This window comes from Amycolatopsis sp. DG1A-15b, assembly GCF_030285645.1.
Taxonomy (GTDB): domain Bacteria; phylum Actinomycetota; class Actinomycetes; order Mycobacteriales; family Pseudonocardiaceae; genus Amycolatopsis.
The window spans coordinates 8,230,949-8,256,072 of record NZ_CP127296.1 but is presented as its reverse complement, the minus strand read 5'-3'; the positions used below and the strand labels follow the sequence as shown (position 1 = coordinate 8,256,072).

Sequence of the window (25,124 nt, the reverse complement as noted above, 5' to 3'; positions counted from 1 at the left end):
GAGTAAGTGCGAAACTAGTTTTCGATCATGTCCACGAACGCGCGTTCGTTGCGTTCGGCGAGCCGGTTGTACCAGATCCCGACGCCGAACAGGAATGGGAACGGCAGCACGCCGAGAATCAGCCAGGCCACCGGGATGCCGAGCAGGCTGGCCCGGGAGAACCCGGGCACCAGGTAGAACAGCACGGGCAGCGAGCCGAAGACGCCGACGACGAGCAAGGCGAGCAGCAACGCCGTCCGCAGCTGCACCTTCACCAGGTGGTCGCGGACGAGCAGCTTCCCCCAGCTGGTCTGCTCCTCCAGCTCGACCCGGGCGCGCAGGGTGCCGGCGCCGCGGCGCGGGTCGGCGAGGATCACGCGCTCCCGCTTGGGTTTCGCGTGGTGTTCCGGCTTCGGCGGCGGCTCGTCCTCCGGCGCCGGCGGCAGGGACTCGACGACGGCCCGGTCGGCAGGCTGCGGCAGCGGCCGGTGCCGGCCACGCCTGCCGAGGGTCGGATCCGGTTCGCGGACGCCGTTCGAGCGGCGCTCGTAGAAGTCGTCGGTCACGGCCGGCCCCGGCTCAGCCGTTCCGGCCCGAACCGACCAGCCGGTCCTTCAGCGCGCGAGTGTGCCGCCGGCTCACCGGCAGCACCTTCTCCTCGTTGCCGATGACGACCTGGTAGCCGCCCTGGCCCATGCGCAGCTCGGTGATCAGCGGCAGGGCGACCAGGAACGACCGGTGGATGCGGACGAACCCGGCCTTCTCCCAGCGCTCTTCGAGCTGGGCCAGCGGGATGCGGACGAGGTGGCTGCCTTCGGTGGTGAACAGCCGCGCGTAGTCGCCCTGCGCCTCGACCCAGCGGACCGAGGAGCGCGGGATGAGCTTGGTGGTGCCGGCCAGTTCGACCGGGATGACCTCGTCGTCGTTCTTGACCGGCTCGCCGCCCAGCGCGCCGGGCGGGGGCGCCGCGGCGGCGGCCAGCTTGTCCAGCACGCGCGAGATCGCACGGTCGAGGCGGTCCTGCTGGTACGGCTTGAGCACGTAGTCGAGGGCGCCGAGGTCGAAGGCGTTGACGGCTTCTTCGGCGTGCCCGGTGACGAACACCAGCGCGGGCGAGGGCCGCAGCGCGGCGAACACGCGCGACATCTCCATGCCCGACAGTCCGGGCATGTCGATGTCCGCGAAGACGGCGTCGACGATCGGCAGGCCGCGGTCCTTGCGCTCGCGCAACCGCGGGTCGTCGGTGGACAGCAACCGCAGCGCCTCGGAGGCGTCGATCGCCGGGAACACCTTCGCCACGTGCGGGCTGTTGCGCAGGCAGTGGACGAGTTCGTCAAGACCGTTCGGCTCGTCGTCCACAGCCAGGACCACGAGCTTCCGGGTGTCATCGTGAGCACTCACAGTGAAACGCATCCTGCCCATTCCCGAGTGCAATGTCCAGCCCCCGTCCGCCTGAAGTGGGGAACCCGCGGCCGAAGCCGCGGGCCCCCTGCTTTCAATGCACGAAGGTGAACCAGTTCAGGTTCACGAAGTCGGCCGGCTGGCCGCTGGTGAAGGTCAGGTAGACGTTGTGCACGCCGGTGACCCCGCTGATGTTCGCCGGGACGGTCCGCCAGCTCTGCCAGCCACCGGTGTTCCCCACCGCGAAGCTGCCGACGGGCGCGTTGGACCGGCTGTCCAGCCGCACCTCGACCAGCCCGCTGACCCCGCCGGCGGCTCCGGACGCCACGCGCGCCTGGAAGTTCGTGGCCGCGCTGCCGCCGAAGTCGACTCCTCCGTACAGCGCCCAGTCGCCGTTGGCCACCGCAGCGATGTTCCGGCCGCCGCCGGTGTCCGTGGTGGCCTCCGTGATCAGACCGGACTGCTGGCTGTACGACTCCGCCTGGATGGTGCTGTAGGCGCTGCCGCCACCGGACGGCGGCGTCGTCGTGGTGGGCGGGGTCGTCGTGCCGCCACCGCCGCCGCGCGTGGTGACCGTGACGTAGTCGACGACCATCGGGTGCCCCGGCACGATCCCCGGCCCCGGCGTGGTGGTGCCGGAGTTGTTGTTGGGGAACGCGCCGCCGATCGCGAGGTTCAGCAGCACGAAGTAGCCCTGGTGGGTGGTCATGTTCGCCCAGGTCGTCGCGTCGAGCTGGTTCTGGCTCACCGAGTGGAACTGCTGCCCGTCGACGAACCAGCGGAGGACCTGCGGGCTGCTGCTCGCGTCCCATTCGAAGCGGTAGGTGTGGAAGGCCGACTGGCAGCTGCTGCCGGGGCACGCCCGGTTGTTCGGCAGGCCGGTGGTCTCGTTGCACGGGCCGCCCGGGTTGACGCCGCAGTGCAGGACGCCCCAGACGGAGTTGATCCCGTTGACGTTCTCCATGATGTCGAACTCGCCGATGGCGGGCCAGTTCCACCAGTTGCCGCGGTAGGGGCCACCGAGGGCCCAGAACGCGGGCCAGTAGCCGAGCGCGGCCGCGCCGGTGACGTTCGGCATCTGGATCCGGCTTTCGATCCGCATGACGCCGCCCGTCGGGGGCTTGAAGTCGGCGCGCTGGGTCTCGATCCGCGCCGACGTCCAGTTGCCCGCGCCGTCGCGCAACGGCGTGATGCGCAGGTTGCCGTTGCCGTCTTGCGAGAGGTTGCTGGTGCTCGCGGTGTAGTTCTGGATCTCCCCGGTCCCCCAGTTGGCGGGGCCGCCGGGGTAGCTGTGGCCGGTGTCGACGATCCAGTTCGCGCTCGAGGGGAGCGTGCCGGCGCCGCCGGTGAAGTCGTCGGCGAACACCGTGGTCCAGCCCGACTCGGGCGGTGGGATGGACGCGGCGGCGGGGATGGTCAGCGGGATGGCGATCAACGCGGCGCCGAGCACGGCGCCGATGGTGAACCGGAGGTGGGGCATCGGGTACGACCTCCTTGTCGTCCGGATTTGTTGCCGTTCGCAACAAAGCCCGTTGACGAGGAAACCCGACAGCCACCCCCGGTTCCAGAGGCGTTACACGGGAAGAGTGATCCAGGTCACAAAGTCTGCCCGGAAGTACCCGAACCGGACATCGGCGTCAGAGACCGAAGCGCGACCAGGCCGCCTTCTGCGTCACCGCGTCCAGCACCGCCGAGGCGGCCGCCGGTGCGCCGATGCCGAGACGCGCGAGCAGCGGCCTCTTCGGCTCGGCCACCGAGATCTCCGCGTCCGGGTAGCGCTCGGTGACGACCTGCCGGAGGCTGCCGAGGCCGTCGATCAGGCCGAGCTCGAGCGCCTTCGCGCCGAGCCAGACGTCGCCGGTGAACAGGTCCTCCGCGTCGGTCAGCCGGTCGCCGCGGCGCTCCTTCACCCAGTTCACGAACAGCTCGTGGAGCTGGGTGTGCATCTTCTTCAGCCACTCGACGTCTTCGGGCTTCTCCGGCGAGAACGGGTCCAGCCGCGACTTGTTCGCGCCCGCCGTGTGCAGCCGGCGCTCGATGCCGAAGCGCTCCAGCAGGCCGGTGAACCCGAAGCCGCCGCTGATCACGCCGATCGAGCCGACCATCGACGTCCGGTGCGCGTAGATCTCGTCGGCGGCGCAGGCCAGCCAGTACCCGCCCGACGCGGCGACGTCCTCGCAGAACGCCAGCACGGGCACGTTCTTCTCGTCGGCCAGCTGCCGGATCCGCTCGGCGACCAGCCCCGACTGCGTCGGCGCGCCACCCGGCGAGTTCACCAGCAACGCGACCGCCTTGAGCCGATCGTGCCCGAACGCCCTGGTCAGCGCCGATTCCACGGCGGCGAGATTGATCGCGCCCCTGGCCAGCGGCGACGGCGACGGCGTGATCACGCCGTGCAGCTTCACCACGGCCACGACGTCCTTGCGCTCGACCCGGTCGGCGAGCACCGGGATCCGCGAAGCCAGTTTGTCCGTAACGCTCATGAAGCCAGGCTAGCCGGATTCAGCCCATGGGGAGGATGCCGGAGCGCGTGCCGTTGACGCCGTTCACCTCGGCGCCGTTCAGCTGGGTCGGACCGCCCTGGGCCGGGACGTCGGCCTCGCCGGCGTCGGTCTCGGAGCTGTAGTCCGGCATGTTCGGCCGGACGCCCGGGACGAACTTCGGCACCCGCAGCGTCACCTTCATGCCGGCACCGGGCGCGGTCTCGACCATCACCGCGTAGTCGCTGCCGAAGACCTGCTGCATGCGCTGGCTGATGTTGCCGAGCCCGACGTGCGCGCCGGTGCTGTGCGCGTTCTTGACGTCCTTCAGCCGCCGCGGGTCCATGCCGATGCCGTCGTCCTCGACGCTGATCAGCGCTTCGGTGCCGTAGTCCTGCGCGATCACCGTGACGCAGCCGCCGCTGGGCTTGCTCGCGAGGCCGTGCTTGACCGCGTTCTCCACCAGCGGCTGGATGATCAGGAACGGCACGACGACGCTGAGCACCTCGGGCGCGATCTTCATCCGCACCTCGAGACGGCCGCCGAAGCGGGCGTTCTCGATCGTCAGGTAGCGGTCGATGTTGCGCAGCTCCTCGGCGAGCGAGGTGAACATGCCCGACGTCCGGAACGAGTAGCGCGTGAAGTCGGCGAAGTCCTGAAGCAGCTCTCGCGCCTCTTCGGGGTCCGTGCGGATCAGCGCGGAGATCGTGTTGAGCGCGTTGTAGACGAAGTGCGGGGAGATCTGCGCGCGCAGTGCCTTGATCTCGGCCTGCTGGAGCTGCTGCTTCGACTCGTCCAGCCGGGACAGCTCGAACTGGGTGCAGACGAACTGGGCGACGGCGTCGGCCATCTGCACCAGCCGCCCGCGGGTGCGGCCGACGACGATCAGCGCCGCCTCGGTCTCGCCCTCCACCAGCAGCGGCACGATGACCGCGGTCTTCATCCGGCAGGTGCCGCGGTGGTTGCACGGCATCCGGTCGTGCGCCACGACCTCGCGGCGGTGCTTGCGGATCGCCGCCCCGATCGCCTCGACCAGGTCGACGTAGTGCTCGTTCGCCTCGCCGTCCCAGGACAGCAGCGTGCCTTCGCTGTCGGTGATGCCCACGGCGACGCAGTCGAGCATCTGCAGCAGCTGCGTGGTGATCTTGTCGGCGGCGTCCTCGTCCAGGCCGGCGCGCAGGTTCGGCGCCGCCTTCGACATCCGGTGCACGGCCTGCAGCATGGCGTCCTCCACCACGCTGGCCGGCCGGCGCTGTTTCACCAGCAGCACGATCACCGCGGCGACGAGCAGCACCACAAGACCCCACGGGACGATCTGCGCAAGCGGGAACCCGGACACGGCGTCCATGCTCTGCGCTCGACCGACCGGGTGCAAGACCTGATCCCACTTTCTGTCCAACTGCGATGACCGAGGGTAGAGGAGACCCTACCCAGCGTCCGGAAGCCGCTACTTCAGCAGCCGGGACATCCGCCGGTCGGCGAGCGGCTTGCCGCCGGTCTGGCAGGTCGGGCAGTACTGGAACGACTTGTCGGCGAAAGATATTTCGCGGATCGTGTCGCCGCAGACGGGGCACGGCAGCCCGGTCCGCGCGTGGACCCGCAGGCCCGACCGCTTCTCCCCCTTCAGCCGGGCCGCCTTCTGCCCCACCGACCGCTCGACGGCGTCGGACTCGATCTCGTGGATCGCCTCGGCCAGGGTTTCCAGCGCGCCTTCGCCGAGCTTGCCGATCGTGGCGTACGGCGAGAGCTTCGCGCGGTGCATGATCTCGTCGGAGTAGGCGTTGCCGATCCCGGCGAGGAGCGACTGGTCGGTGAGCGCCCACTTCAGCCGGGTGTTCTTCCCGGCGAAGAGCTCACGCAGCTGGGCGGCGTCCACGGCGAGCGCGTCCGGACCCAGCCGCGCCACGCTCGCGATCTCCTGCGGATCCTTGACGACCCACACCGCCAAGCCCTTCTTCGTGCCCGCTTCGGTGAGGTCGAAGCCCGGCCCGGTGGCGGATTCGAGGTGCACCCGCAGCGAGATCGGGCCCTTCCCCGGCTTCAGCGGTGCCGCGGCGAGGCCGTCGGACCAGCGCAGCCAGCCCGCGCGGGCCAGGTGGACGACCAGGTGCAGGTCACCGGCCACGACGTCGAGGTGCTTGCCGTGCCGGGTCGCGCCGGTGATCTCGCGGCCGTGCAGCTCGGTCCACGGCGGTGTCGCCGTCTTCAGGACGCTCAGCGATGCGACATCGATGCGGAAGATCGTCCGGCCCACGGCGTTCTCGCGCAGGTGGTGAGCCAGTGCTTCGACCTCGGGTAGCTCGGGCATGGCACCAGTGTCCTACTCGACCGGGTGAAGGGGCCCGTCGAAGTCCGGCAGGGAATGCCGCTGGATGGTCTTGGAGATCTTCTTGACCTCGCCCTGCACGGTGAACATGCCGCGGATGGTGCCGACCCAGCGCTCGGACGGCCGGTCGCCGGTCACGTCGCCTTCGGTTTCCGCGACCACGGTCCACGGACGGCGCAGGATCCACCGCAGCGGGAAGAACAACACCACGAGCAGCAGCGCCAGCAGCACCCACGCCGGGATGTTGACCTGGTCAGGCGTCCACACGACGAGGATCACGGCGAGCAGCGTGGTGACGACGATCATCGCGATCCCGGGTCCGTAACTGCCCGCGACGTCGTGCTCGAAGTCGTCGGCCGTCGCCGGTGCGCGCCATTCCATCTGGGCACGGACCACCCAGTCGCGGCCGTCTTCGCCGCGTACCAGCCGGTTCATTCAGTTGCCTCCCGGGGCGCCCGCAGGGTGAGCGCCTCAACGGTACCGTGCCCGGGCTCACCCGCGCGAGGGATGAACCGGACAACTCACCCGCCGGAACCGATCACCGCTGATCAAGAACCCGGCGGGGCGGCCGGAGCCGGGTCCGCCGGTTCGCCCGACCCGGTGACGGCCGGCGCGCTGCTCGGGCACGGCTTCCCCGAAGTCGGCGTCACCGTTGTCGACGGCTCTGTTGATGGCTCTGTCGACGGCTCCGTCGGGGTGTCCGTCGCCGAGGTGTCCGTCGATGTCCCCGGATCGCCGGCCTCGTCGTCCTTCGGCGCCGGCTTCTCCGGCTGGTCCGTGGGCTGGTCCGACGACGGAACCGGCTTGCCGGGCCGGCCGGTCGGCGACAGCTCGGGCGCGTCGGCGTCCTCCGGCACGGGCGAGTCGGCGGAGTCGGTCGTCATCGTCATCACGGGCCTCGACGAGTCCAGCCGCGGCGACGACGCCGGGTGGTCGGACGCGACGAAAGTCGTGGAGGGAAGGTCTTCGCGCGGGACAGGCTGATCGCCGGCACCGCCGCCGCCCACGGCCGCGACCGGGACGTCCCCGGCGACCGGCAGTTCGGGCACCTCGTTCGCGGCGACCTGCCGCTCCGCGCCCCGCGCCGGGGCCTGCACCGCGACCTCGCTGCCACGGCCGTTGAGCACGCCGATGCCGATCCGCGGCTCCGGCGGCGCCTGCGGAGGCGGCTGGTGGTGCGTTTCGGACGGCGGCACCACGACGAGCTCGGGCGCCCCACCGGGCAACCCGACGTCCTGCACCGGCCCGGACCCGAACAGCACCGGCCCGGCCGCGACACCCACGGCACCCACCGCGGCGGTCGACGCCAGCGCCAGCCCGATCTTCACCTTCGAGCCGACCAGGACGCCCTTGACCGTCGCGCCCAGCCCGGCCAGCACCCCGCTGCCGCCCAGCGACGCGGCCGCCGGCACCAGCAGCACCAGCACCCCGGCGTGCGCCCGCAGCGACGAGCAGACATCACGCAGCTCGTCCTGCGTCGCCCGGCACGACGGGCAGCCGTGCAGGTGCGCCTTGATCCGCTCCGCCTCGGCGCCGGTGACGCTGCCCGCGGTGAACCCGCCGAGCTTCTCGACCACCGCCCGGCACGAATCCGGTCCCCGGTTCACCGAAAGGTGGGCCTGCAGGTACGCCGCCCGCAGCCCCTGCCGGGCCCGGCGGGCCAGCGCCGCGGTGGCGTTCGCGCTCAACCCGAAGTGCGGAGCGACCATCGCGGGCTGCTCACCCTCGACCTCGGTCTGCCACAACACCGTCCGCCACCGCTCCGGCAAGCTCGTGAACGCCGTCGTGATCAACGTGTGCTCGGCCGTGCGGGCGTGCGTGTCCGCACCCGCCCCGGCCCGGAAAGTCAGTTCGTCGTCGGACACCGGGACGTCCCGGCGCGCACCGTGCCACTCCCACGACACCCGGCGGGCGACGGTCAGCAGGTAAGCGCGGACGTAGTCACGGGGACCGGCGCCCCGGCGGAGAGCCTGCAACACGCGGAAGAACGTCTCCGCGGTGATGTCCTCGGCCTCGGACCGATCGGACGCCAGGCTCTGCGCGAGCCGGCGGACCGCGGCGGCGTGCAGCTCGAACAGCTCCCCGAACGCGGCGTCCTCGCCGTTGCGGAGCCGTTGCAGCAGTGCCTGCTCGTCGGATTCCGAGGCCGCTGGTGGCGGCACCGTGCCCAGCTCGGTCATCCGGCCCGGCACCTCCTCCCCGAAGGTCTCCCCATTCGGTCGAATGGAGACACCATACGGAGGGAATCAGCCGTCGTCACCCCTTGTACGCCAGCTGTGACACCGAAGCACCGGTCCAGGCACGGGGGGACCCGGTGACCGGACCCCTCAGGGGTGGGTATAGAGTTCTCCCCATCAGCAAGGCAACGCGGATGTAGCGCAGCTGGTAGCGCATCACCTTGCCAAGGTGAGGGTCGCGGGTTCGAATCCCGTCATCCGCTCGGGGTTGAAGGGGTCGTGTCGGCGGAAAACGCCGACCACGACCCCTTCGCCATTTCACCCGGGGGGCCGAGCCCCCCGGACCCCCACGGTGCCTTCGCCAGACCTTCGGAGGGTTCCCCGCCCTGGTCTGGCCGCAGTTTGGGGAGTTCCCCGGCTCTGCCCGAATCAGACTTCGCGCCTTTGGCGCGCCAGGCTTTGGGCTCCGGTTTCGGGGGGTTAGAGCTCGTAGGTGTCGAGGATTGTTGGGGCGACTGGGGTCAGGTGCGTGTCTTCGCGCTCTGTTACCTGGCCTCGGGCCATTCGGTAGACGCGGAAGTTGTTGTCGTTCTCCGTGTCCTGGTCGTCCCAGGTGTGCAAGAGGCCGTACGAGCCCGGGGCCAATTCGCCCGTGCGGGTGAACAATTCGAGGAGTTCGGGGGCGATCGGGCCGCCGTGCTTGTCGAAACCGCCGAAGTGGAGCATGGGCATCCCCGCGCTCCACCGGAGGTCGACCAGGTCGAAGTCACCCGCGTCGCGGATTGCGCGGTGCACGCGGTCGACCAGGCGTTCCAGGAGCGCCGCGTCGTCATCGCCGCTCGCGGTCGCCTGGATGGTCACCCAGCCGTGATATTCGAACACCTGCAGAACCGTAGCAAGAGATCAACCGGCGGCTCAGCGGGCCAGCGCGGACGGCTTCCCGTCGCGGCGCAGCACGTTCGACAGCACGCCTTCGCCCAGCCGCTCGAACGCCGGCACCAGCTTCTCGCCGAACACGCACAACGTCCGCTCCCACGGGTGCCCGAGCGTGCCGTAGGAGAAGTCCGCCGCCAGGAACAGGTGGTAGTCCGCCCGCGGGAACACCGGCACCGGCCACCGGGCGCTCCCGGACATCAGGTGCGGGCGGACGCGGTAGGACTGGTGCTGCCAGTGCAGCGCCCACATCCAGTCGTCCGGACCGCAGACCTCGCGGAACGCGGCCAGCGCGATCGTGGCGACCTGGTGCTCCTCGACCGCGTACGGGCCGAGGCGGAACTCCGCCGAAGCGCGGTCCAGGTTCCCCGGCGAAAGGTCCCACGTCCGCGACGGCGCGGGCTCCCGGAACCCCGGCCAGGCGTGCGCGTAGGTGCTCGGCCAGAACGCCAGCTTGTCGTACACCCAGTACCAGGCGGGCTCGTCGACAACGCGGGAGACGGCTTCCCAAGCAGCATTCACGGTTTGAGACCTCGAGTCGGCCAGGCGCAGAAGAACACGCGAAAGCTTCGTGTTCGGCCTCCGGTTTGTCCAGTCCCCGTCCGCCCGCCGCGAACTGTGTCACTCATCCGGGTGGGTTCTGCCAAGTTGTGACCATGCGGGTTCTCTTCGTCCACGGCGCGTTCGTCCGCGACGGCGCGTGGTGGTGGCAACCGACGGCCGACGTACTCGCCCGGCACGGTCTGCGCAGCTCAGCGGCGGTGCTGCCCAGCTGCGAGAGCGAGCCGCGCGGCGACCTGCACGCCGACGCCGAAGCCGTCCGCGGCCTGCTCGACGCCTCCGACGAGCCCGCGCTGCTCGTCGGACACTCCTACGGCGGCATGGTGATCACCACAGTCGGTGGCCACCCCGCGATCCACCGGCTCGTCTACGTGACGTCCTTCCTGCCGGACGTGGGCGAGGCGCTCGCGGACTTCGGCACGGGCGAGCCGTCGCCGTGGCACGTCAGCCACGGCGACGGCACCGCCGGGGTGCGGGAGGAGTTCGTGCGGCCCCTCTTCGCCCAGGACTTCGACGACGGCACGTACGCCGCGGCCGCCGGCCGCCTCACCCGCCAGAACGAGGCGGTGTTCGGCCAGCCGGCGACCCGGGCGGCGTGGCGGGAAGTCCCGTCGACCTACGTCGTCTGCGGCGAGGACCGCGCGACGCTGCCCGAGACCCAGCGGGCCCAGGCGGCGCGCGCCACCGACGTCGTCGAACTGCCGGTGGCGCACCACCCCTTCGTCACCCGGCCGGACCTGGTGGCCGGGGTGCTGCTCAGGCCGCGTCCCAGAGGGTGAGGAACGCCGAAGCCTCGCTGCGGGCCCACGGCCGCAGCCGGGCCCGGTCCCGGGCGGAGAGCTGGTACTCCTTTCCCCGGCGGACGTCGATCACCAGCGCCTCGCCGCCGGGCAGGATGTCGGGCATCGCCTGCTCCAGCACCCACAGCGCGAGCTGCGCCGACGCCTTCGCCAACGGCTCCTCCTTGAAGTAGAGCCAGGTCGCGTACCGGCGGCCGTCGCTTTTGCGCAGCCCCATCTGCGGGCTGACGCCGATCTCGAGCTCACCGATCCGGCACCGGCCGCGCCCCACTTCGACCAGCCTCGGCGACTTGCGGCCGAGGTACCGCAGCCAGCCCTCGGCGATCGCCGCGTAGTGCGGTTTCGTCCGCTCGTCGGCGGCGTTGACGAGCGCACGCAGCGCCACCTCGTCCTGATTCGCCGCCCGGCCGGAGCGCACCGCGTTGGCCGCCCGCCGGTAGTAGTTGAACGCCGCCCTCGCCGGATCTTCGTACTGGCGGCGCTGCCGTCGGACGAACGACGACCGCGACGGCCCGTTACTCGCGCTGTAGCCCACGAACGTGGACAGGGTGATGTAGGCCATGGCCCTGCCTTCCTCCATCACGCCACCCGCGGACGCGGGCGGCATCTCCCCTGGACAACGCCCATTTTAGAACATATGTACGACAGTTTCCGGGGCCTGACGGGTGACTAGCGCAGGGTGAAGGTGACGAGGTCCGCCGATTCGGAACGGGTGAGCGGCAGCCCGTCGAGCGGCCGGGTCAGCGCCGCCTCGTACGGCGTGCCGGCGGCGCCGACCTTCAGCACCAGCACCTGCTGGATGCCGTACTTCCGCAGCACGTCGACGCTGTGCGCGTCCGGGAAGGTCGTGGCCGCGGTGATGATCTCGCCGTACTGCGGCGGGAGGAGCCCGTTGTGGCCGTTCGCCAGCGGAGGGAAGCCGTCGGTCGACCAGAACTGGTAGACGAACTCGCTGAACGGCGCGACGTCCTGGCTGATCGGCAGGATCAGCGCCGGCTTCGGGTCGTGCTCGAAGGCCTTGGCGACGTCCGGCGGGATGCCCGGCGGCGAGGGGTGGGGCTGGTCGGGGACACCCTCGAGCAACGCGAACAGCAGGGGCACCACGAGCAGGGCCTGGAGGAAGCGGCCCTGGTCGTAGGTCGTGTCGCGGGTGCGCAGCCACTCGGCCGCGCGGGTGAGCGCGCCGGCGGCCAGCACGGCCAGCAGCAGGAGCACCCAGAGCATCAGGCGGCCGGGCGTGCGCAGGGCGTCCCAGCCGGGGAGGTACCGCCACAGCACGTAGTAGGTGTAGTCGCCGCCGAAGAACTCCGAGCCGAGGGCGAACACCGTCACCACGACGGTCGCGACGGCGAGGCCCACCCGGGCCCGGACCGACCAGACGCTGAAGAACAGCCCCGCGAGCGCGACGAGCAGCAACGCCAGCCCGGGGAAGAGGAGCTTCTCGGACGCGCCCGGCAGCGAGACCCAAGCCGGGTCGGCGAAGGTGCCGCTCCACAGGTTGAACGGGCCCTTCTGCCAGAGCCACGTCGAGTCGGGCGCGGCCAGCAGGCCCTGCGGGGGCGGCGAGTAGAGCTGCACCTCCTTCCAGGCGCGGGTGAAGCCGTACTCGTCGACCACGCGGCGGTAGGGGATGGTCATCAGGTACGTGACGGCGAGGAAGACCACGACACCGGCACCGTCGGCCACGGCCAGCCGCGTGCCGAACCGCGGCCACCGGCGCACGGCGGTGATCAGGACGACCAGGCCGACCACGCCGAGCAGGTAGATGAACGGCATGCCCACCGCGAAGCCGAGGGTGACCTGCCAGGCCGCCACCGCCCAGCCGACGAACGCCCACCACGGCCTCGACAGCTCCGGGCGCCGGCCGTGCCGCAGCGAATAGCCGTGCCCGCGGGCGATCGCGAAGAGCGCCAGCGCGATCCCGCCCGCCGACAGGATGTTGAGGTGGCTGGCGTGGGTCAGCCGCCAGGGTGCCCAGGCAAACGCGGTTCCGGCGAGGGCGGCCGCCTGCCAGTTGCCGCCGAGCTGCCGGATGAGGACGTACGCCCCGGCGAAGGCGAGCGCGAAGGACAGCAGGAAGACGGCGTTGTACCGCATGATCGCCGCGTACGGGCCGTCGCCGAACAGCCCCAGCGGCAGGTAACCGAGCAGGGAGTCCGAAAAGGCGTAGCTGTCGGGGGCCGGGTACAGGGTGTTGCCCGTCCACAAAGCACCGCCGGACGTCACGAAGTGGTGCTGCCACGCCAGTTGCCAGGCCTGCAGGAGCGGGTCGCCCAGGTCGCCGGTGACCAACGACTTCGGGTGCAGCACGACGGGGTAGTTGAACAGCCCCGAAATGACGAACCCGGCGAGCAGGGCGAGCAGGCCCTCACGGGCCTTCGGTGTCGGGCGCAGACGGCTGAGCGCTCGCTGCGGCCTGGGTGGTGCTTCGGTGCTCAAGTGGGCTCCCCTCGGAACGCCGGCCCGGCTCTCTCCCACCGCCGTGACCAGGGCAGCCGGACCCTACCGGACCGTCGGCGCCGCCCCGCCCCGACGTGTTCGCGGCGAAGGACTCCCGAAACGGCGGCACTTGCGCTACGTTGCCGATCAACCTCAAACCGCAACCTCGCAGGTCGGCCGTACGTGCCAGACTGATGCCCCGAACGGCTGGATGGGGGTCGAAGGATGAGCTGGCAGGAAGATCTGCGTCGACTCGACGCGGACCTGGCGGCCGGCCGGATCGAACCGGCCGCGCACCGGAAACAGCGTGACGAGCTGCTGGCGCAGGCGTCGGGCTCGACCGTGCCCTCCCCCGTCGCTTCCCCGCTCCGGCGCCCGGCCGCTTGGCACAGCACCAATCCCGCCAATCCTGCCAATCCTGCCGGCACCGAGAACGCCGCCGACGCCACCCTTCCCGCCGTCCAGCCGGTCGACCCGCGGACGGCGCCGCCGCAGCGCACCTACCCGCCGTCGTCCGGCCAGCTCCCGCGGCCCCCGCACCCGGCGCCGCCGTGGCAGCGGACCGACTCGGGCTCGCAGAAAACGCTCTCCCACCCGGTCGTGCCGCCCGTCCCCGACCACCTCACCACCGCGCCCAGTCCCGCCGACATCGTCCCGACCCGGTACCTGCAGGTCGAAGGACGGGGGCAGGGCGGCCAGGTCAGCCGGTTCCCGGAGGTCTGGCCCACCGGCGACCGGCCCGAGCCGCCCCGGCCGGAGGAGAACCCGGAATCCGCGGGACGCCACCGCGACGGCGACGGCTCGCGGCGGCGGCCCACCTGGCTGTTCCTGGCCGCCGGCGTGCTGGTGGTGGTGGCGATGGTCGTGGCCGCGACCCAGTGGCTGGGTTCCGGCACGGACACCCCGCCTCAGGCCGGGCCCTCGGCCGACCCACCGTCGACCGCGGCCGGGACGCGCGCGGACCCGCTCGAGGAGCGGTTGCCCGCACTCCCCGGCGTCGCCAACCCCAACAACTCGACGATGTCCGTGGCGAAGGGCCGCGACCTGGGGCTCTACCTGCCGAAGACGGCGGAGCTGTTCACCGGCAACGGGGCCACGCAGGTGATCTTCCGCGGGTCCGGCGACGGCGCCGTCTCCTACCTGGTCGTGGTGGTGCCGACGACGAGCGCCGCCAACGCGCAGTCCGTCGTCGAAACCCTGTACCAGCAGGCGCTGGACGCCGGGTTCAAGCCGGTCCAGTCGGGGGTCCGGACGGTGTCCGGCAACGACGGCACGAAGTTCCTGAACACCACCTGGTACGGCTCGGGCAACAACGTCGTCATCGTCGGGACCGCCCAGCCCTACCACAGCCAGCTGGGGCTGAGCGGCGAGCAGGATCGGGCCGTGAAGGCGTTCGAAGACGTGCTGCCGGCGGGCTGAGCAGCAGGTCACGAATCGACCCTCTGGACCTCGGCGAAGGACCCTGAGTGCACAATGATGCGTGAGCCGGCTCGGCTGGCAACCGCTGACGAGAAGGGGGCCGGGTTTGTCCTGGCAGGAGGAACTGCGCCGGTTGGACGAAGAGCTGGCCGCTGGCCAGATTTCGGCGGACGACTACCGGGTGCGCCGGGACAGTGTCCTGTCCGCGGCAGTCAACGCCGACCCCCAGGCGGCGCCGGCGGGCAATCAGGCGGAGAGCACGCAGATCATCGCGCCGGTGACCCCGCCCCCCGGGCAGCCGCAGGCGGGCGCGGGCCCGTCGGCCGACCAGACCCAGATCGTGAACGGCTCGTTCGGCGACGCCGAACGCACGCAGGCGGTCAGCCAGGCCGGAGCGCCGCAGGGATGGGCGCCCGCGGGCCAGGGTGACGCCGAGCGGACCCAGGTCGTGCCCGGCGTTCCCCCGCAGTCGGTCGGCGGCGCGTTCCGGCCGCAGGGCCAGGGTTCCGGCGGGTTCCCGGCCCAGCAGCCGCAGTACCACCCCCCGCAGGGCCAGCAGCTGCCGTGGAACGTGCCGAGCCAGGACACCAGTACGCCGTGGGGCGGCTCGGAATTCCCGGCCGACACCAACTGGGTCGGCCAGGGCCCCGAGCCGTCGTTCGAGACGACGTCCCGGAAGGGCGGCAGCAAGAAGGTCGTCGCGATCATCGTCGCCGTGGTCGTCCTCGCCGGTCTCGGTGTCGGTGGCTACTTCCTGTTCTCCGGCAACGACTCCGGCAACCCGACGCCGCCGGTCGCCTCGTCCTCCGGCCCGGCACCGACCCAGCCGAAGCCGAAGGACGACCGGGAGATCGCGAAGCTGCCGGGCACCGTGCAGTGGAACACCGACTTCCCGACCTTCGACGACCTGAAGGCGGCGAAGGTCCTCACCGACGAGGAGTACGACGCCCTCTCCGGCGCGAACCCGACCGTGTCCCGCGGATCGGCGTCGACGCTGCCCTCCGGGGCGACGGTCGTGGTCATGACCGTCAAGACCTCCGGCAGCTCCGCCGCGAGCGACGCGGTCGACAAGCTGGTCAACCTGCAGGCGAAGTACAAGCTGACGAAGTACACCGGCACCACACCGCCCGGCGTCGAGGTGATGCAGCTCGTCCGCGAAGACGGCAAGGCGCTCGTGCGCGCGCACTACGTGCACAAGCAGACCGTCGTCCGGGTGCACGTGGACGGCGGCGACATGACCAGCGTGTCCCAGGTGTTCGACGAAATCCTCGCGAAGCAGCTGGTCGAGCTGCCCGCCAACGGCTGACATGTCGGGTCCCCGTCCCGGGCAGCCGGGGCCCCGGTCGGCCGCCTGCACCGTCGTCACCCGTGATCGGCTGGCGGCGGCCGAGGTGCTCGCCGCTTCCTACCGCGCCCACCACCCGGGGCACGACTTCGTCCTGCTGGTCGCCGACGGCGACACCGCGGCCGGCGACCTGGGCCTCGACCCCGACGAGTACTTCCGGCTGGTCACCTGCCACGCCGGTGCGGACCTCGCCGACGTCCTGCGCCCGCTGCTGCTCGCGAAGCTGCTCGACCGCTTCGACGTGGTCGTCCTGCTCGACCCGGATGTCGAGGTCCACGCGCCGTTCGAGGACGTGACCCGGCTCGCGGGCGACCACGGCCTGGTCGCCGCCGCGGCCCTGCTCGCCCCGCTGCCGCAGGACGGCCTCGAACCCGAAGACGTGCCCGGCGTGTTCGACGGCTTCCTCGCCGCCGGGCAGGCCGCGCGGCCGTTCCTCGAGCACTGGGCCGGGCACGCCCGCCGCCGTCCGCCGCACCGGACCGGCGCCGACCGGCGGTGGCCCGAACTCGCGGCCGGTCCGTTCGACCTGTTCGTCGTGCGCGACCCCGGGCTCGCGGTCGGCTACTGGAACCTGCACGAACGGCGCCTGGCCGGCGACCCGCCGACCGTGTCCGGGCGGCCGCTGCGGTTCTTCGCCTTCCGCGGCTTCGACCCCGAACGGCCGTGGCTGCTGACCGGCGACTGCCCCGAGCGGCCGCGCGTGCGGCTGTCCACCGAACCGGTCCTGCGCCGCCTGTGCGAGGCGTACCGCGACCGCCTCGGCCCGGCGGAGCCCGCCGAGAACCGGTTCGCCACCCTGCCGGACGGCTCGCCGCTGACCGTCCAAATGCGACAGCTCTACCACGAGGCGTGGCTCCGCACCGAGCGTGCGCGCCACGCCCCCGATCCGCTCGACGTCGTCGACGGCAAGCTCCCGCCCCACCCCTTCGGCGACGACGGCGGCCGCGCGTTCCGCCAGTGGCTGGCCGAACCCGCGTCCCCGATCGACGCCGCCACCGGGCTGACCCGGCTGGCGGCCGCGGTGTGGCTCTCCCGGGTCGACCTCCAGGCGGTGTTCCCGCACCCGCGCGGTGCGAACGCCGACGGCTTCCGGCAGTGGTGCGCGACCCACGGCGTCCGGGAAGGACTGCTGCCGTCGTGGGCCCTGCCGGCCGCCCCGCCCCCGCCGGTCCCGCCGGTCGACGACTTCGGCGTCAACGTCGTCGGGTACCTGACGGCCGGGCTCGGGCTCGGCGAGATGGCCCGGGTCGTGCGGCGGGCGATCGCGGCCGCGGGGGTGCCGACGGTGTCGGTCGTCGAGGAGCACTCGCTGGCCGGCTCGGTCCACACCGGCCTCGCCACCCCGGACGACGTGGGTGCGCCGCGGTTCGGCGTCAGCCTGCTGACGGTGAACTCCGACTTCACCCGGCTGATCCTCGACAGCCACCCGGACGCCGGCGCCGGCCGCTACCGGATCGGCCTGTGGGCGTGGGAACTGGAAGACTTCCCCGCCGCGATGCACGACGGGTTCGCCCTGGTCGACGAGATCTGGACGCCGAGCGAGTTCGCGACGAGGGCGATCGCCGCGCACTCCCCCGTCCCGGTCCGGACCATTCCCGTGCCGGTGCCCGATCCGGGCCCGGTGGCGCGCGAGCCGGGTGCCACGACGCAGTTCCTGTTCATCTTCGACTTCAACTCCACCGGTGGCCGGAAGAACCCCTGGGGAGTGGTCGACGCGTTCCGCCGGGCCTTCCCGGGCCGCGACGACGTCCGGCTGGTGCTCAAGGCCACCAGCGGGCACCGCAACACCCCGGCGGTCGAGCGGCTGCGCCGGGCGATCGGCGACGACCCGCGGATCGAGCTGGTGGAGCGGTACCTCACCGCCGCCGAACTCGACGACCTGTATGCCGGGACCGATGCCTACGTGTCACTCCACCGCAGCGAAGGGTTCGGGCTCACGGTCGCGGAGGCGATGGTCAGGGGGTTGCCGGTGATCGCGACGGACTACTCGAGCACGACCGAGTTCTTCGGGCCCGGGCACGGCTGGCCGATCCCGTGCACGATGACCGACGTCGGCCCGGGCTGGCCGCCCTACCACCCCGGCGGGCGCTGGGCCGAGCCCGACCTCGACGCCGCCGCGGCCGCGATGCGCGCCGTCGCGGACGACCCCACCGAAGCCCGCCGGCGCGGCCAGGCAGCCCGCGAGCACGTGCTGCGGACCCGGTCGACCGACGCGGCCGCGTCGTGGATGCGGGACCGGCTGGCTTCGGCGCACCGGACGTGGCTGGCCCGCCGGGCCCCCGAACCGCCGCGGCACCCGCTGGTCGCCCACGCCCGTCGCCTGCTGCGCCCGGTGCGGGCCGCGGCCCGCAAGTTCCGGGTGGCACCGTGACCACCACCGGACGAGGTCCCCGGCCGGCGCTGCCGCCGGTCTACGAGGCGTTCCTCCCGCGCGAACACGCCTTGTACCGGCCGCGGCACGGCCGCAGCCAGCTCGTCGCGCTGATCTGCGCGATCGTCTTCCTCGCGACGCCCGCCTTCTCGGCCGTGCTCGGTGCGCGCCCGAGCCAGTTCGAAAACCGGGCACTGACGCCGTTCCCGAGCTTCGGGCAGGGCTGGTCGTTCTTCCCGCAGTTCACCCAGTGGGCGACCGACCACCTGGTGTTCCGCGAGCAGGCGGTGCACGCGGCCGACGGCATCAGCCGGGGCGTGTTCGGCGAGCCGCCCCCGCTGAACCAGGAGAACCAGCAGAACCCGCTCCAGGTCCCGGTGCCGGCCACGAACGGCCCGAAGTACGACCGGCGGCAGTTCCCCAACGTGATCGAGGGCAAGGACGGCTGGCTGTACCTGGGCGACGAGGTCACCAGCCACTGCGTGCAGGCGTCGAACCTCGACACGACGTTCGCCCAGCTGCGCAGCTTCCGCGACGGCATCGAGGCGTCGGGACGGCAGCTGGTCGTGGTGGTCGCGCCGGACAAGGTGGGCATGGTCCCCCAGCACCTGCCGGGCAACTACCTGGGCAAGGACTGCCACGACGCGATCGAAGGCGACTTCTGGCGCCGCGTCGACGCCGAGAACTTCATGATCGACCCGCGCCGTCCCATCCAGGACTGGGCGAACCGCAAGGGCGCGCCGGTGTACGGGCCGCAGGACGCGCACTGGAACGACGAAGGCGCGATCAGCGCGGTGCGGGCCGTCCTGGAGAAGCTGCGGCCGGGCATCAGCGCGGGCTGGCGGATCCAGCCCAAGGAGGACTGGCAGGTGCCGGCCGACCTGCCGCCGCTGATCGGCCGGACCGGGCAGACCGAAGGCACCCACTACGCGCTCATGCCGGACGGCAAGACCGATCTGACCCGGCCGATGCCCGGCGACTACATCCCCCCGGTGCACACCGAAACCGCCACCGGCGAAGGCACCTACGGCCTGCGGACGGCGTGGCTCGGGGACTCCTTCACCATCCGCGCCCTGCCGTACCTGGCCGCGACCTTCCGCGACCTGACCGCCCTGCACACCAGCACGGCCGACCACGACGGCGGCGCCGCGGCCGCGGACCTGCTGCAGCGCAGCGACGTCGTCGTCATCGAGCTCGCCGAGCGCGGGCTCGTCGTCGGCTCGGTTTCGATGCTGTCGCCGAACGTCCAGCAGAACATCTTCACCAAGCTCGCCCGCTGACCGCACCGACCGGGGGAACGACGAATGGCTCCTGACCGCCTGGCCGCCGCACTGGCTCGCCTCGACGAACACCGCGAGCTGCACCTGCCGCTGCGCCGGACCGACCTGCTCGGCCGGCTGGCCCTGCGGTTCCTCTGGAAGCGCCAGGTCAAGTGGCAGGTCGAGGCCAACCTCGCCGTCCGGGACGCGCTGGTCGAAGTGCAGGAGCTGGTCCGCGCGCACCACGAGCAGCTGGGCGAAGCCGGCGGTCACGGCGTGGTCCGCGTCGACCAGCTGGCCCGCGAACTCGACCAGCTCCGGCAGCAGGACCAGACGTTGACGGCCGGGCTGAACCAGCGGCTGTACTCCGGGCTCGGCCGGCTCGAATCCCAGCTCAGCGACCTGCGGCTGCAGCAGGCCGAGCAGGGCGAAGCCGAGACGGACGCCGAGCAGCGCCTGAAGTCGCTGGAGGCCCAGGTCGCGGCCCTGACCTCGGCGGCGACCGACGTCCGGCTGCGGCACGCCCAGCTGGACGTGGCGCTCGACCGGATTCGCGCCGGGCAGCCGGTGCCCGAGGTCGCCCCGGCGGTCGCCGACCGCGAATCGTTCCTCGAGCTCGCGCTTTCGGAGCTGCTCGACGGCCCGGCCGACCAGGTCCGGGCCGCCCGCCGGGCGCACCTGCCGCTCCTTTCGGCGGCGCGGGAAGCCGGCGCGACCGGTCCGGTCTTCGACGCCGCCCCCGCTCGCGGGGAGTGGCTCGAGGTGCTGCGGTCCGCCGGCCTGCCGTACCGGGCCGCGTCGGACAACTCGCTCGTCCGGCAGCACTGCGCGGGACTCGGCCTCGACGTCGAACCGGCGGAGCCACTCACCGCGCTGGCCGGGGTGCCGCCTCGCTCGCTGGGCGCGGTCACCGCGTTCCGGTTCGCCGAACGGCTGACACCCGGCGCCTTCGCCCGCTTCGCCGACCTGGCCGCGACGGCGCTCCAGCCGGGCGGGGTGCTCCTCGTCGAGCTGCCGGGCGATGACGAAGCCGGGCTGGACCCGTTCGCCTGCCCCCCGCTCCAGCCGATCTACCTGCGGTTCGTCGCCGAGTCGGCGGGCTTCGGCGACGTCGAGGTCCGGCCGTCGGAGCCGGCAGGCGGGCTCGGCGAACGCCGCTGCCTGATCGCCCGCCGATGACGGGCTCTCGCGCGCACGTCGCGATGTGGACGCCGCTGCCCCCGCAGACCAGCGGCATCGCCGACTACAGCTACCGGCTGCTCGCCGCGCTGGCCGAGCTCACCGACGTCGTCGCGGTGACCGACGGTCCCGGGGCCCGCTCGCCCCGCGGTGTGCCGATCGTCGGCCGGGACGAAGTCCAGGCCGACCTGCACATCTACCACATGGGCAACCACGCGGGCGTCCACGAGTGGATCTACCGGCGTGCCCTCGCCGTGCCCGGCCTGGTCGTCCTGCACGACCCGTCGCTGCTGGACTTCCACAACGGGATCTTCGGCGGCTTCCACACGCCCGAGTTCGAAGCCGAAGTGCGCTACGCCCACGGCCCGATCCACGGCCGCAAGGACGATCCCGCCCTGCTGCACGGCATGCCCGTGCTCGAGGTCGACGGCGTGCCGACCCTGGACCGCGGGACGCTGACGATGGAACGCCGGCTCGTGACGGCCAGCCGGGGCGTGCTGGTGCACGACCCGCACACGGCGGAGTTCCTGACCGCGCGCTACCCGGGCGTCCCGGTATTCCCGGTGCCGCTCGGCGCGACCCTGCTCGACACCGCCCGGCGGGACGAGATCCGGACCGGCCTCGGCTGGACCGACGACCAGGTCGTGTTCGGCGTGTTCGGTGGCCTGGGCGGGCACAAGCGGGTGCCGGCCGCGGTGCTGGCCTTCGGTGAGCTGCGCCGCCGCTGGCCGAACGCCCGGATGATCATCGCCGGGCACGCCGCCACCCCGGCCCTGCTGGCCGACCTGCGCCGGACCATCGAGCAGACCGGCGCCGCCGCGTCGGTGCACCTCGAGCTGTCCCCGGACGAGGACCGGTTCGACGAGCTGATCCTCGCCTCGGACGCCGTGATCAGCTTGCGCTGGCCGACGGCGGGCGAGACCAGCGCGACGATGATGCAGGCGCTCGGCGCGGGGCGCGCGGTGATCACGAGCGACCTGCCGCAGCACCGGCACTTCGACCCGGCGTTCTGCTTCACCGTGCCCACCGATCCGATCGGCGAGGCGAAGGGGCTGTACCGGATCCTCGAACGCGGGATGTCCTGGCCGGAAGAGCTGCGCGCGGCGGGTGAGCTGGCCCGCAAGTGGGCGGCGGACCACGCGGACTGGCCGATCGCGGCGCGCGGGTACGCGGCCGCGGTCGAAGGGACGCTGTCGGCCCCGAAGCCGTCCTCGCCTCCCGAACGGCACGGCGTCAACGTGTTCGCCGACGTCCGGGCCACCACGGGGCTGGCGGAATCCGCGCGGCGGCTGACCAAGGTGCTCGCCGCGTCGGGCACCGGGCTGACGCTGACCGAGGTCGACAGCCACGCGCCCTACCGCACGGTCCCGGTCCCGCCGGAGCTCGCCGGGCTGCGGCGCGGCAAGGAGTTCGACGTCGACCTGTGGCTGCTCAACGTCAACGAGTGGCAGCTGATCCCCGAGCACGCGCTGGACCGCTACACGATCGGGCTGTGGGCGTGGGAACTGCCGTCACCCCCGGTCCAGGCGCGCCCGCACCTGCCGGGGATCGACGAACTGTGGGTGGTCTCGTCGTTCGTCGCGGACGCCTTCCGCACCATCACGGACAAGCCGATCACGGTCGTGCCCAACGTCGTGCCATCGGCTCCGGACGCGGCCGGCGACCGGGCGCGGTTCGGCTTGCCCGAGGACGGCCTGATCGTGCTGTTCACCTTCAGCGCGTCGTCGAGCGACGCCCGGAAGAACCCGTGGGCGGTGATCGAGGCGTTCCGGCGGGCGTTCCCGGCCGGTGACCGCGGCACGCGGGCCCACCTGGTGCTCAAGGCGAACAACCTGGAGCTGTTCCCGAAGCTGGACGCGTCGCTGAGCGAAGCGGTCGCCGGGGTCGGCGGCACGCTGCTCCGGCGCGAGATGTCCCGCGCCGACATGGACACCCTGCTGGCGACGTGCGACGTGTACGCGTCCTTGCACCGCTCGGAAGGCTTCGGGCTCGGCATGGCCGAAGCGATGGCCATGGGCAAGGCCGTGGTGGCGACCGGCTTCGGCGGCAACACGGACTTCATGCCACCGGGCTCGGCCGCGGTGGTCGGCTACGACGTCCGGCCCATCGCCGCCGGCGACCACCGGTACGGCGGCGCCGGCTTCGGCGACTGGTACCCCGTGGGCCAGCTGTGGGCGGAACCGGACATCGACCAGGCCGCCCGCTGGCTGCGGACGCTCGCCGGCTCGCCGCGGCTGCGCGCGGAGATGGGGCGTCACGCGGTCCGGGCGATCGAGGCGTGGTCCGGTCCGGAAGCCGTCGGCCGGATCGTGACGGCCAGGCTCGCGCAGCTGGCCGGGGAGCGTCACTGACGCTGCTGGTCCTCCAGCTCGGCGAGCCGGTGTTCGAGGGCGGCGGCCCGGCGCCGGGTCTCCTCGGCGGTGCGGCGCGCCCGCTCCAGCTCGCACCGCGCCTCGTCCAGCTGCTCGCCCAGCTCGGCATGGGACCGCTGCACCCGCGTTACGGTCTCCTCGAGCCGGCGGATGTACCCGACCTCACCCGGCCGGGCGGCTTCCGAGGCGGCGAACTGCGCACGCAGCCGAGCCACCGCATACGGCTCGAAGTCGTCGAAGACGTTGGCCGGCGCCGAGAGCAGCTTCAAGCACTCGGCGTCGTCGGCCTGGCCGTAGAAGCGGTTGAGCCCGTCGAACAACGCGCACCGGTAGCCGGCGTCGAGGAGCATCGGCTCCCACTCGCCATGGGTCGGCGTCGGCGAGCCGGGCGCGGTCGCCTCGACCACGAGCACGCGCGGGCGGTGCCGCCGCCAGTCCGCGCCCTCGATCACCGCGCGTTCGGCGCCCTCGACGTCGATCTTGAGGAAGTCGATTTCGCCCGGGTGCGCGTCGAACAGCGCGGCCAGCGTCGTGACCTCGACCTCGACCGTGCGGACCTGCCAATCCCGGTCGTCGCGGTAGCGGACGGCCAGGTCGTCGTCGAGCGTCGACCAGCCCCACTCCTCCTCGACGACGTGCAGTTTCGCCGTTCCGGGCGTGGCCCCGACGGCGACCTGCAGGGTGCGGTCGCCGGGCCGGGCTTCCCGCAGCTCGCGGGCCTTGTCCGGGATCGGCTCGACGTTGATCCCCCGCCAGCCGCGGTCGTAGAAGTGCTTGGTGACCGAGGCGACCACCGGGTCGCCCGCCCCGAGGTCGACGTAGCGACCGGTTTCCTGCCCGGCGAAGACCCGGGCCAGGACGACGTCCTCCGCGTTCTGCGCGTAGGAGATCACGGGAGGGAGATCCCGGCCTTCGTGGCTTCGAGCCGCAGGTCGTGGTCGACCATCATGGTGACCAGGTCCTCGAAGCCGACCTCGGGCTTCCAGCCGAGTTCGGTGTGGGCCTTGGTGGCGTCGCCGACCAGGAGGTCGACCTCGGCGGGGCGGAAGAACCGCGGGTCCTGCTCGACGAACCGCTCCCAGTCGTCGAAGCCCGCGTGCTTGAACGCGAGGTCGACGAAGTTGCGGACGCTGTGCGTGCGGCCGGTCGCGACGACGTAGTCCTGCGGCTCGTCCTGCTGCAGCATCTGCCACATGGCGCGGACGTAGTCGCCGGCGAAGCCCCAGTCGCGCCGCGGGTCGAGGTTGCCCAGCACCAGCTTTTCCTGCAGCCCCAGCTTGATCCGCGCGACGGCGTTGGTCACCTTGCGGGTGACGAACTCGATGCCGCGGCGGGGGCTCTCGTGGTTGAAGAGGATGCCCGAGCAGGCGAACAGGCCGTAGCTGTCGCGGTAGTTCACGGTGATGTCGTGCCCGAACACCTTCGCGACGCCGTAGGGCGAGCGCGGGTAGAACGGCGTGGCCTCGGTCTGCGGCGACTCGCGGACCTTGCCGAACATCTCGGAACTGGACGCCTGGTAGAAGCGGATGGGGTTGTTCTGGCTGCCGCCGACCATCCGGACGGCGTCGAGCAGGCGCAGCACGCCGAGCCCGGTGACGTTCGCGGTGAGTTCGGCCTGCTTGAAGCTCAGGGCGACGAAGGAGATGGCGCCGAGGTTGTAGACCTCGTCCGGCTGCACCTGCTCCAGGACCCCGACCAGGCTGGACAGGTCCTGCAGGTCGCCCTCGACGATCTCGACGAACGGGTACCCCGCGCGGATCATGTCGATCCGGGGATTGTTCTGCCCCTTGACCAGGCCGAAGACCTCGTACTGCTTCTCGTGGAGGAGCTCGGCGAGATATTGGCCATCTTGACCGGTGATACCGGTGATCAACGCACGACGCACCCGCTGAGGATAGCCGGGTGACCACGCCGCGGAGCAGGTTAGCCCGAAGGTGTGACTTCCGCCGTGTCGGCGAACGCCGTCCCCCTCCCGGACGCCCTCTGAGCAGAGCATCGGCCGGGAGAGGAGGCGCCGTGATCTGGATCGGACTGGTCGGCGTCCTCGCCGTCGTGTTCCTGGTGCGGGCGGTCCGCGTGGTGC

Annotated in this window: 21 protein-coding genes and 1 tRNA gene; 8 read left to right on the top strand and 14 right to left on the bottom strand. The window is 71.9% G+C overall.

Translation table 11 applies throughout. From position 1 onward, the window contains the following. Positions 1 to 14: 14 nt before the first annotated feature. The 8 genes from QRY02_RS38190 to QRY02_RS38155 all read right to left on the bottom strand — a co-directional run bounded on the left by QRY02_RS38190 (position 15) and on the right by QRY02_RS38155 (position 8,366). Positions 15 to 545 (bottom strand): hypothetical protein, encoded by a 531-nt coding sequence (locus tag QRY02_RS38190; protein ID WP_285987616.1) that lies wholly within the window; start codon positions 543 to 545, stop codon positions 15 to 17. Between the two features lie 13 nt (positions 546 to 558). Next, positions 559 to 1,392, bottom strand: a complete 834-nt coding sequence (locus tag QRY02_RS38185; protein WP_043792552.1) for a LytR/AlgR family response regulator transcription factor — start codon at positions 1,390 to 1,392, stop codon at positions 559 to 561. Positions 1,393 to 1,474: 82 nt separating this feature from the next. Next, positions 1,475 to 2,860 (bottom strand): glycoside hydrolase family 16 protein, encoded by a 1,386-nt coding sequence (locus QRY02_RS38180; protein WP_285987615.1) that lies wholly within the window; start codon positions 2,858 to 2,860, stop codon positions 1,475 to 1,477. Between the two features lie 157 nt (positions 2,861 to 3,017). Further along, positions 3,018 to 3,863, bottom strand: a complete 846-nt coding sequence (locus QRY02_RS38175) for a S49 family peptidase (protein WP_285987614.1) — start codon at positions 3,861 to 3,863, stop codon at positions 3,018 to 3,020. 19 nt (positions 3,864 to 3,882) lie between these two features. Next, complete coding sequence (locus QRY02_RS38170; RefSeq protein ID WP_285987613.1) at positions 3,883 to 5,208, bottom strand: histidine kinase; 1,326 nt, start codon at positions 5,206 to 5,208, stop codon at positions 3,883 to 3,885. 99 nt (positions 5,209 to 5,307) lie between these two features. Continuing rightward, a complete protein-coding gene (locus QRY02_RS38165) occupies positions 5,308 to 6,168 on the bottom strand; it encodes an Fpg/Nei family DNA glycosylase (protein WP_285987612.1) in 861 nt (286 codons plus the stop codon). Positions 6,169 to 6,180: 12 nt separating this feature from the next. Next, positions 6,181 to 6,621 carry a hypothetical protein gene (locus tag QRY02_RS38160; protein ID WP_020642704.1) on the bottom strand — a complete coding sequence of 147 codons (441 nt, stop codon included), beginning with the start codon at positions 6,619 to 6,621 and terminating at the stop codon, positions 6,181 to 6,183. A gap of 113 nt (positions 6,622 to 6,734) precedes the next feature. After that, complete coding sequence (locus tag QRY02_RS38155) at positions 6,735 to 8,366, bottom strand: sigma-70 family RNA polymerase sigma factor (RefSeq protein WP_285987611.1); 1,632 nt, start codon at positions 8,364 to 8,366, stop codon at positions 6,735 to 6,737. Between the two features lie 187 nt (positions 8,367 to 8,553). Here QRY02_RS38155 and QRY02_RS38150 point away from each other — a divergent pair. Next, a tRNA-Gly gene (locus QRY02_RS38150) sits at positions 8,554 to 8,626 on the top strand. A 217-nt stretch (positions 8,627 to 8,843) separates the two neighbouring features. Here the strand turns inward: QRY02_RS38150 and QRY02_RS38145 are convergent. Both QRY02_RS38145 and QRY02_RS38140 read right to left on the bottom strand, forming a co-directional pair. Continuing rightward, positions 8,844 to 9,245: an immunity 7 family protein gene (locus QRY02_RS38145; RefSeq protein ID WP_285987610.1), complete on the bottom strand. Its 402-nt coding sequence runs from the start codon at positions 9,243 to 9,245 to the stop codon at positions 8,844 to 8,846. 33 nt (positions 9,246 to 9,278) lie between these two features. Continuing rightward, entirely contained in the window at positions 9,279 to 9,818 is a 540-nt protein-coding gene (locus QRY02_RS38140) for a DUF2716 domain-containing protein (RefSeq protein WP_071831626.1), read from the bottom strand. Positions 9,819 to 9,952: 134 nt separating this feature from the next. Between QRY02_RS38140 and QRY02_RS38135 the strand changes: the two genes are divergently transcribed. Continuing rightward, the gene (locus QRY02_RS38135) at positions 9,953 to 10,636 is read left to right on the top strand and encodes an alpha/beta fold hydrolase (protein WP_285987609.1); all 684 of its coding nucleotides are present in this window, start codon (positions 9,953 to 9,955) and stop codon (positions 10,634 to 10,636) included. On the opposite strand, the gene QRY02_RS38130 is transcribed toward QRY02_RS38135, so the two are convergent. Both QRY02_RS38130 and QRY02_RS38125 read right to left on the bottom strand, forming a co-directional pair. After that, positions 10,614 to 11,237, bottom strand: coding sequence for a hypothetical protein (locus QRY02_RS38130; RefSeq protein WP_285987608.1), 624 nt, complete (start codon positions 11,235 to 11,237; stop codon positions 10,614 to 10,616). The two genes, QRY02_RS38135 and QRY02_RS38130, sit on opposite strands and share 23 nt — an antisense overlap. 89 nt (positions 11,238 to 11,326) lie before the next feature. After that, a complete protein-coding gene (locus QRY02_RS38125; RefSeq protein WP_285987607.1) occupies positions 11,327 to 13,096 on the bottom strand; it encodes a hypothetical protein in 1,770 nt (589 codons plus the stop codon). Positions 13,097 to 13,321: 225 nt separating this feature from the next. On the opposite strand from QRY02_RS38125, the gene QRY02_RS38120 reads away from it, so the two are divergent. The 6 genes from QRY02_RS38120 (at position 13,322) to QRY02_RS38095 (ending at position 23,020) form a co-directional block, all read left to right on the top strand. Then, positions 13,322 to 14,515, top strand: a complete 1,194-nt coding sequence (locus QRY02_RS38120; RefSeq protein WP_285987606.1) for a hypothetical protein — start codon at positions 13,322 to 13,324, stop codon at positions 14,513 to 14,515. Between the two features lie 106 nt (positions 14,516 to 14,621). Next, the gene (locus QRY02_RS38115; protein WP_285987605.1) at positions 14,622 to 15,821 is read left to right on the top strand and encodes a hypothetical protein; all 1,200 of its coding nucleotides are present in this window, start codon (positions 14,622 to 14,624) and stop codon (positions 15,819 to 15,821) included. A 1-nt stretch (position 15,822) separates the two neighbouring features. Next, on the top strand, positions 15,823 to 18,231 hold the full coding sequence (locus QRY02_RS38110; RefSeq protein ID WP_285987604.1) for a glycosyltransferase: 2,409 nt from the start codon (positions 15,823 to 15,825) through the stop codon (positions 18,229 to 18,231). Further along, complete coding sequence (locus tag QRY02_RS38105) at positions 18,228 to 19,511, top strand: alginate O-acetyltransferase AlgX-related protein (protein ID WP_285987603.1); 1,284 nt, start codon at positions 18,228 to 18,230, stop codon at positions 19,509 to 19,511. Before QRY02_RS38110 ends, QRY02_RS38105 begins: the two co-directional genes overlap by 4 nt. Before the next feature lie 24 nt (positions 19,512 to 19,535). Next, entirely contained in the window at positions 19,536 to 20,669 is a 1,134-nt protein-coding gene (locus QRY02_RS38100) for a hypothetical protein (RefSeq protein ID WP_285987602.1), read from the top strand. Then, positions 20,666 to 23,020, top strand: a complete 2,355-nt coding sequence (locus QRY02_RS38095; RefSeq protein ID WP_285987601.1) for a glycosyltransferase — start codon at positions 20,666 to 20,668, stop codon at positions 23,018 to 23,020. Before QRY02_RS38100 ends, QRY02_RS38095 begins: the two co-directional genes overlap by 4 nt. Here the strand turns inward: QRY02_RS38095 and QRY02_RS38090 are convergent. Then, a complete protein-coding gene (locus QRY02_RS38090; protein ID WP_285987600.1) occupies positions 23,014 to 23,934 on the bottom strand; it encodes an FkbM family methyltransferase in 921 nt (306 codons plus the stop codon). The two genes, QRY02_RS38095 and QRY02_RS38090, sit on opposite strands and share 7 nt — an antisense overlap. Then, positions 23,931 to 24,926 carry a GDP-mannose 4,6-dehydratase gene (gmd, locus tag QRY02_RS38085; RefSeq protein ID WP_285987599.1) on the bottom strand — a complete coding sequence of 332 codons (996 nt, stop codon included), beginning with the start codon at positions 24,924 to 24,926 and terminating at the stop codon, positions 23,931 to 23,933. Before gmd ends, QRY02_RS38090 begins: the two co-directional genes overlap by 4 nt. Positions 24,927 to 25,124 lie beyond the last annotated feature (198 nt).

Excerpts from the sequence above, each read along its gene's own strand:
- QRY02_RS38175 (WP_285987614.1), bottom strand. The coding sequence starts at position 3,863 with ATGAGCGTTACGGACAAACTGGCTTCGCGGATCCCGGTGCTCGCCGAC.
- QRY02_RS38120 (WP_285987606.1), top strand. The coding sequence starts at position 13,322 with ATGAGCTGGCAGGAAGATCTGCGTCGACTCGACGCGGACCTGGCGGCC.
- QRY02_RS38095 (WP_285987601.1), top strand. The coding sequence starts at position 20,666 with ATGACGGGCTCTCGCGCGCACGTCGCGATGTGGACGCCGCTGCCCCCG.
- QRY02_RS38160 (WP_020642704.1), bottom strand. The coding sequence starts at position 6,621 with ATGAACCGGCTGGTACGCGGCGAAGACGGCCGCGACTGGGTGGTCCGT.
- QRY02_RS38165 (WP_285987612.1), bottom strand. The coding sequence starts at position 6,168 with ATGCCCGAGCTACCCGAGGTCGAAGCACTGGCTCACCACCTGCGCGAG.
- QRY02_RS38180 (WP_285987615.1), bottom strand. The coding sequence starts at position 2,860 with ATGCCCCACCTCCGGTTCACCATCGGCGCCGTGCTCGGCGCCGCGTTG.
- QRY02_RS38110 (WP_285987604.1), top strand. The coding sequence starts at position 15,823 with ATGTCGGGTCCCCGTCCCGGGCAGCCGGGGCCCCGGTCGGCCGCCTGC.
- QRY02_RS38100 (WP_285987602.1), top strand. The coding sequence starts at position 19,536 with ATGGCTCCTGACCGCCTGGCCGCCGCACTGGCTCGCCTCGACGAACAC.
- QRY02_RS38170 (WP_285987613.1), bottom strand. The coding sequence starts at position 5,208 with ATGGACGCCGTGTCCGGGTTCCCGCTTGCGCAGATCGTCCCGTGGGGT.
- QRY02_RS38130 (WP_285987608.1), bottom strand. The coding sequence starts at position 11,237 with ATGGAGGAAGGCAGGGCCATGGCCTACATCACCCTGTCCACGTTCGTG.
- QRY02_RS38155 (WP_285987611.1), bottom strand. The coding sequence starts at position 8,366 with ATGACCGAGCTGGGCACGGTGCCGCCACCAGCGGCCTCGGAATCCGAC.
- QRY02_RS38135 (WP_285987609.1), top strand. The coding sequence starts at position 9,953 with ATGCGGGTTCTCTTCGTCCACGGCGCGTTCGTCCGCGACGGCGCGTGG.
- QRY02_RS38185 (WP_043792552.1), bottom strand. The coding sequence starts at position 1,392 with ATGCGTTTCACTGTGAGTGCTCACGATGACACCCGGAAGCTCGTGGTC.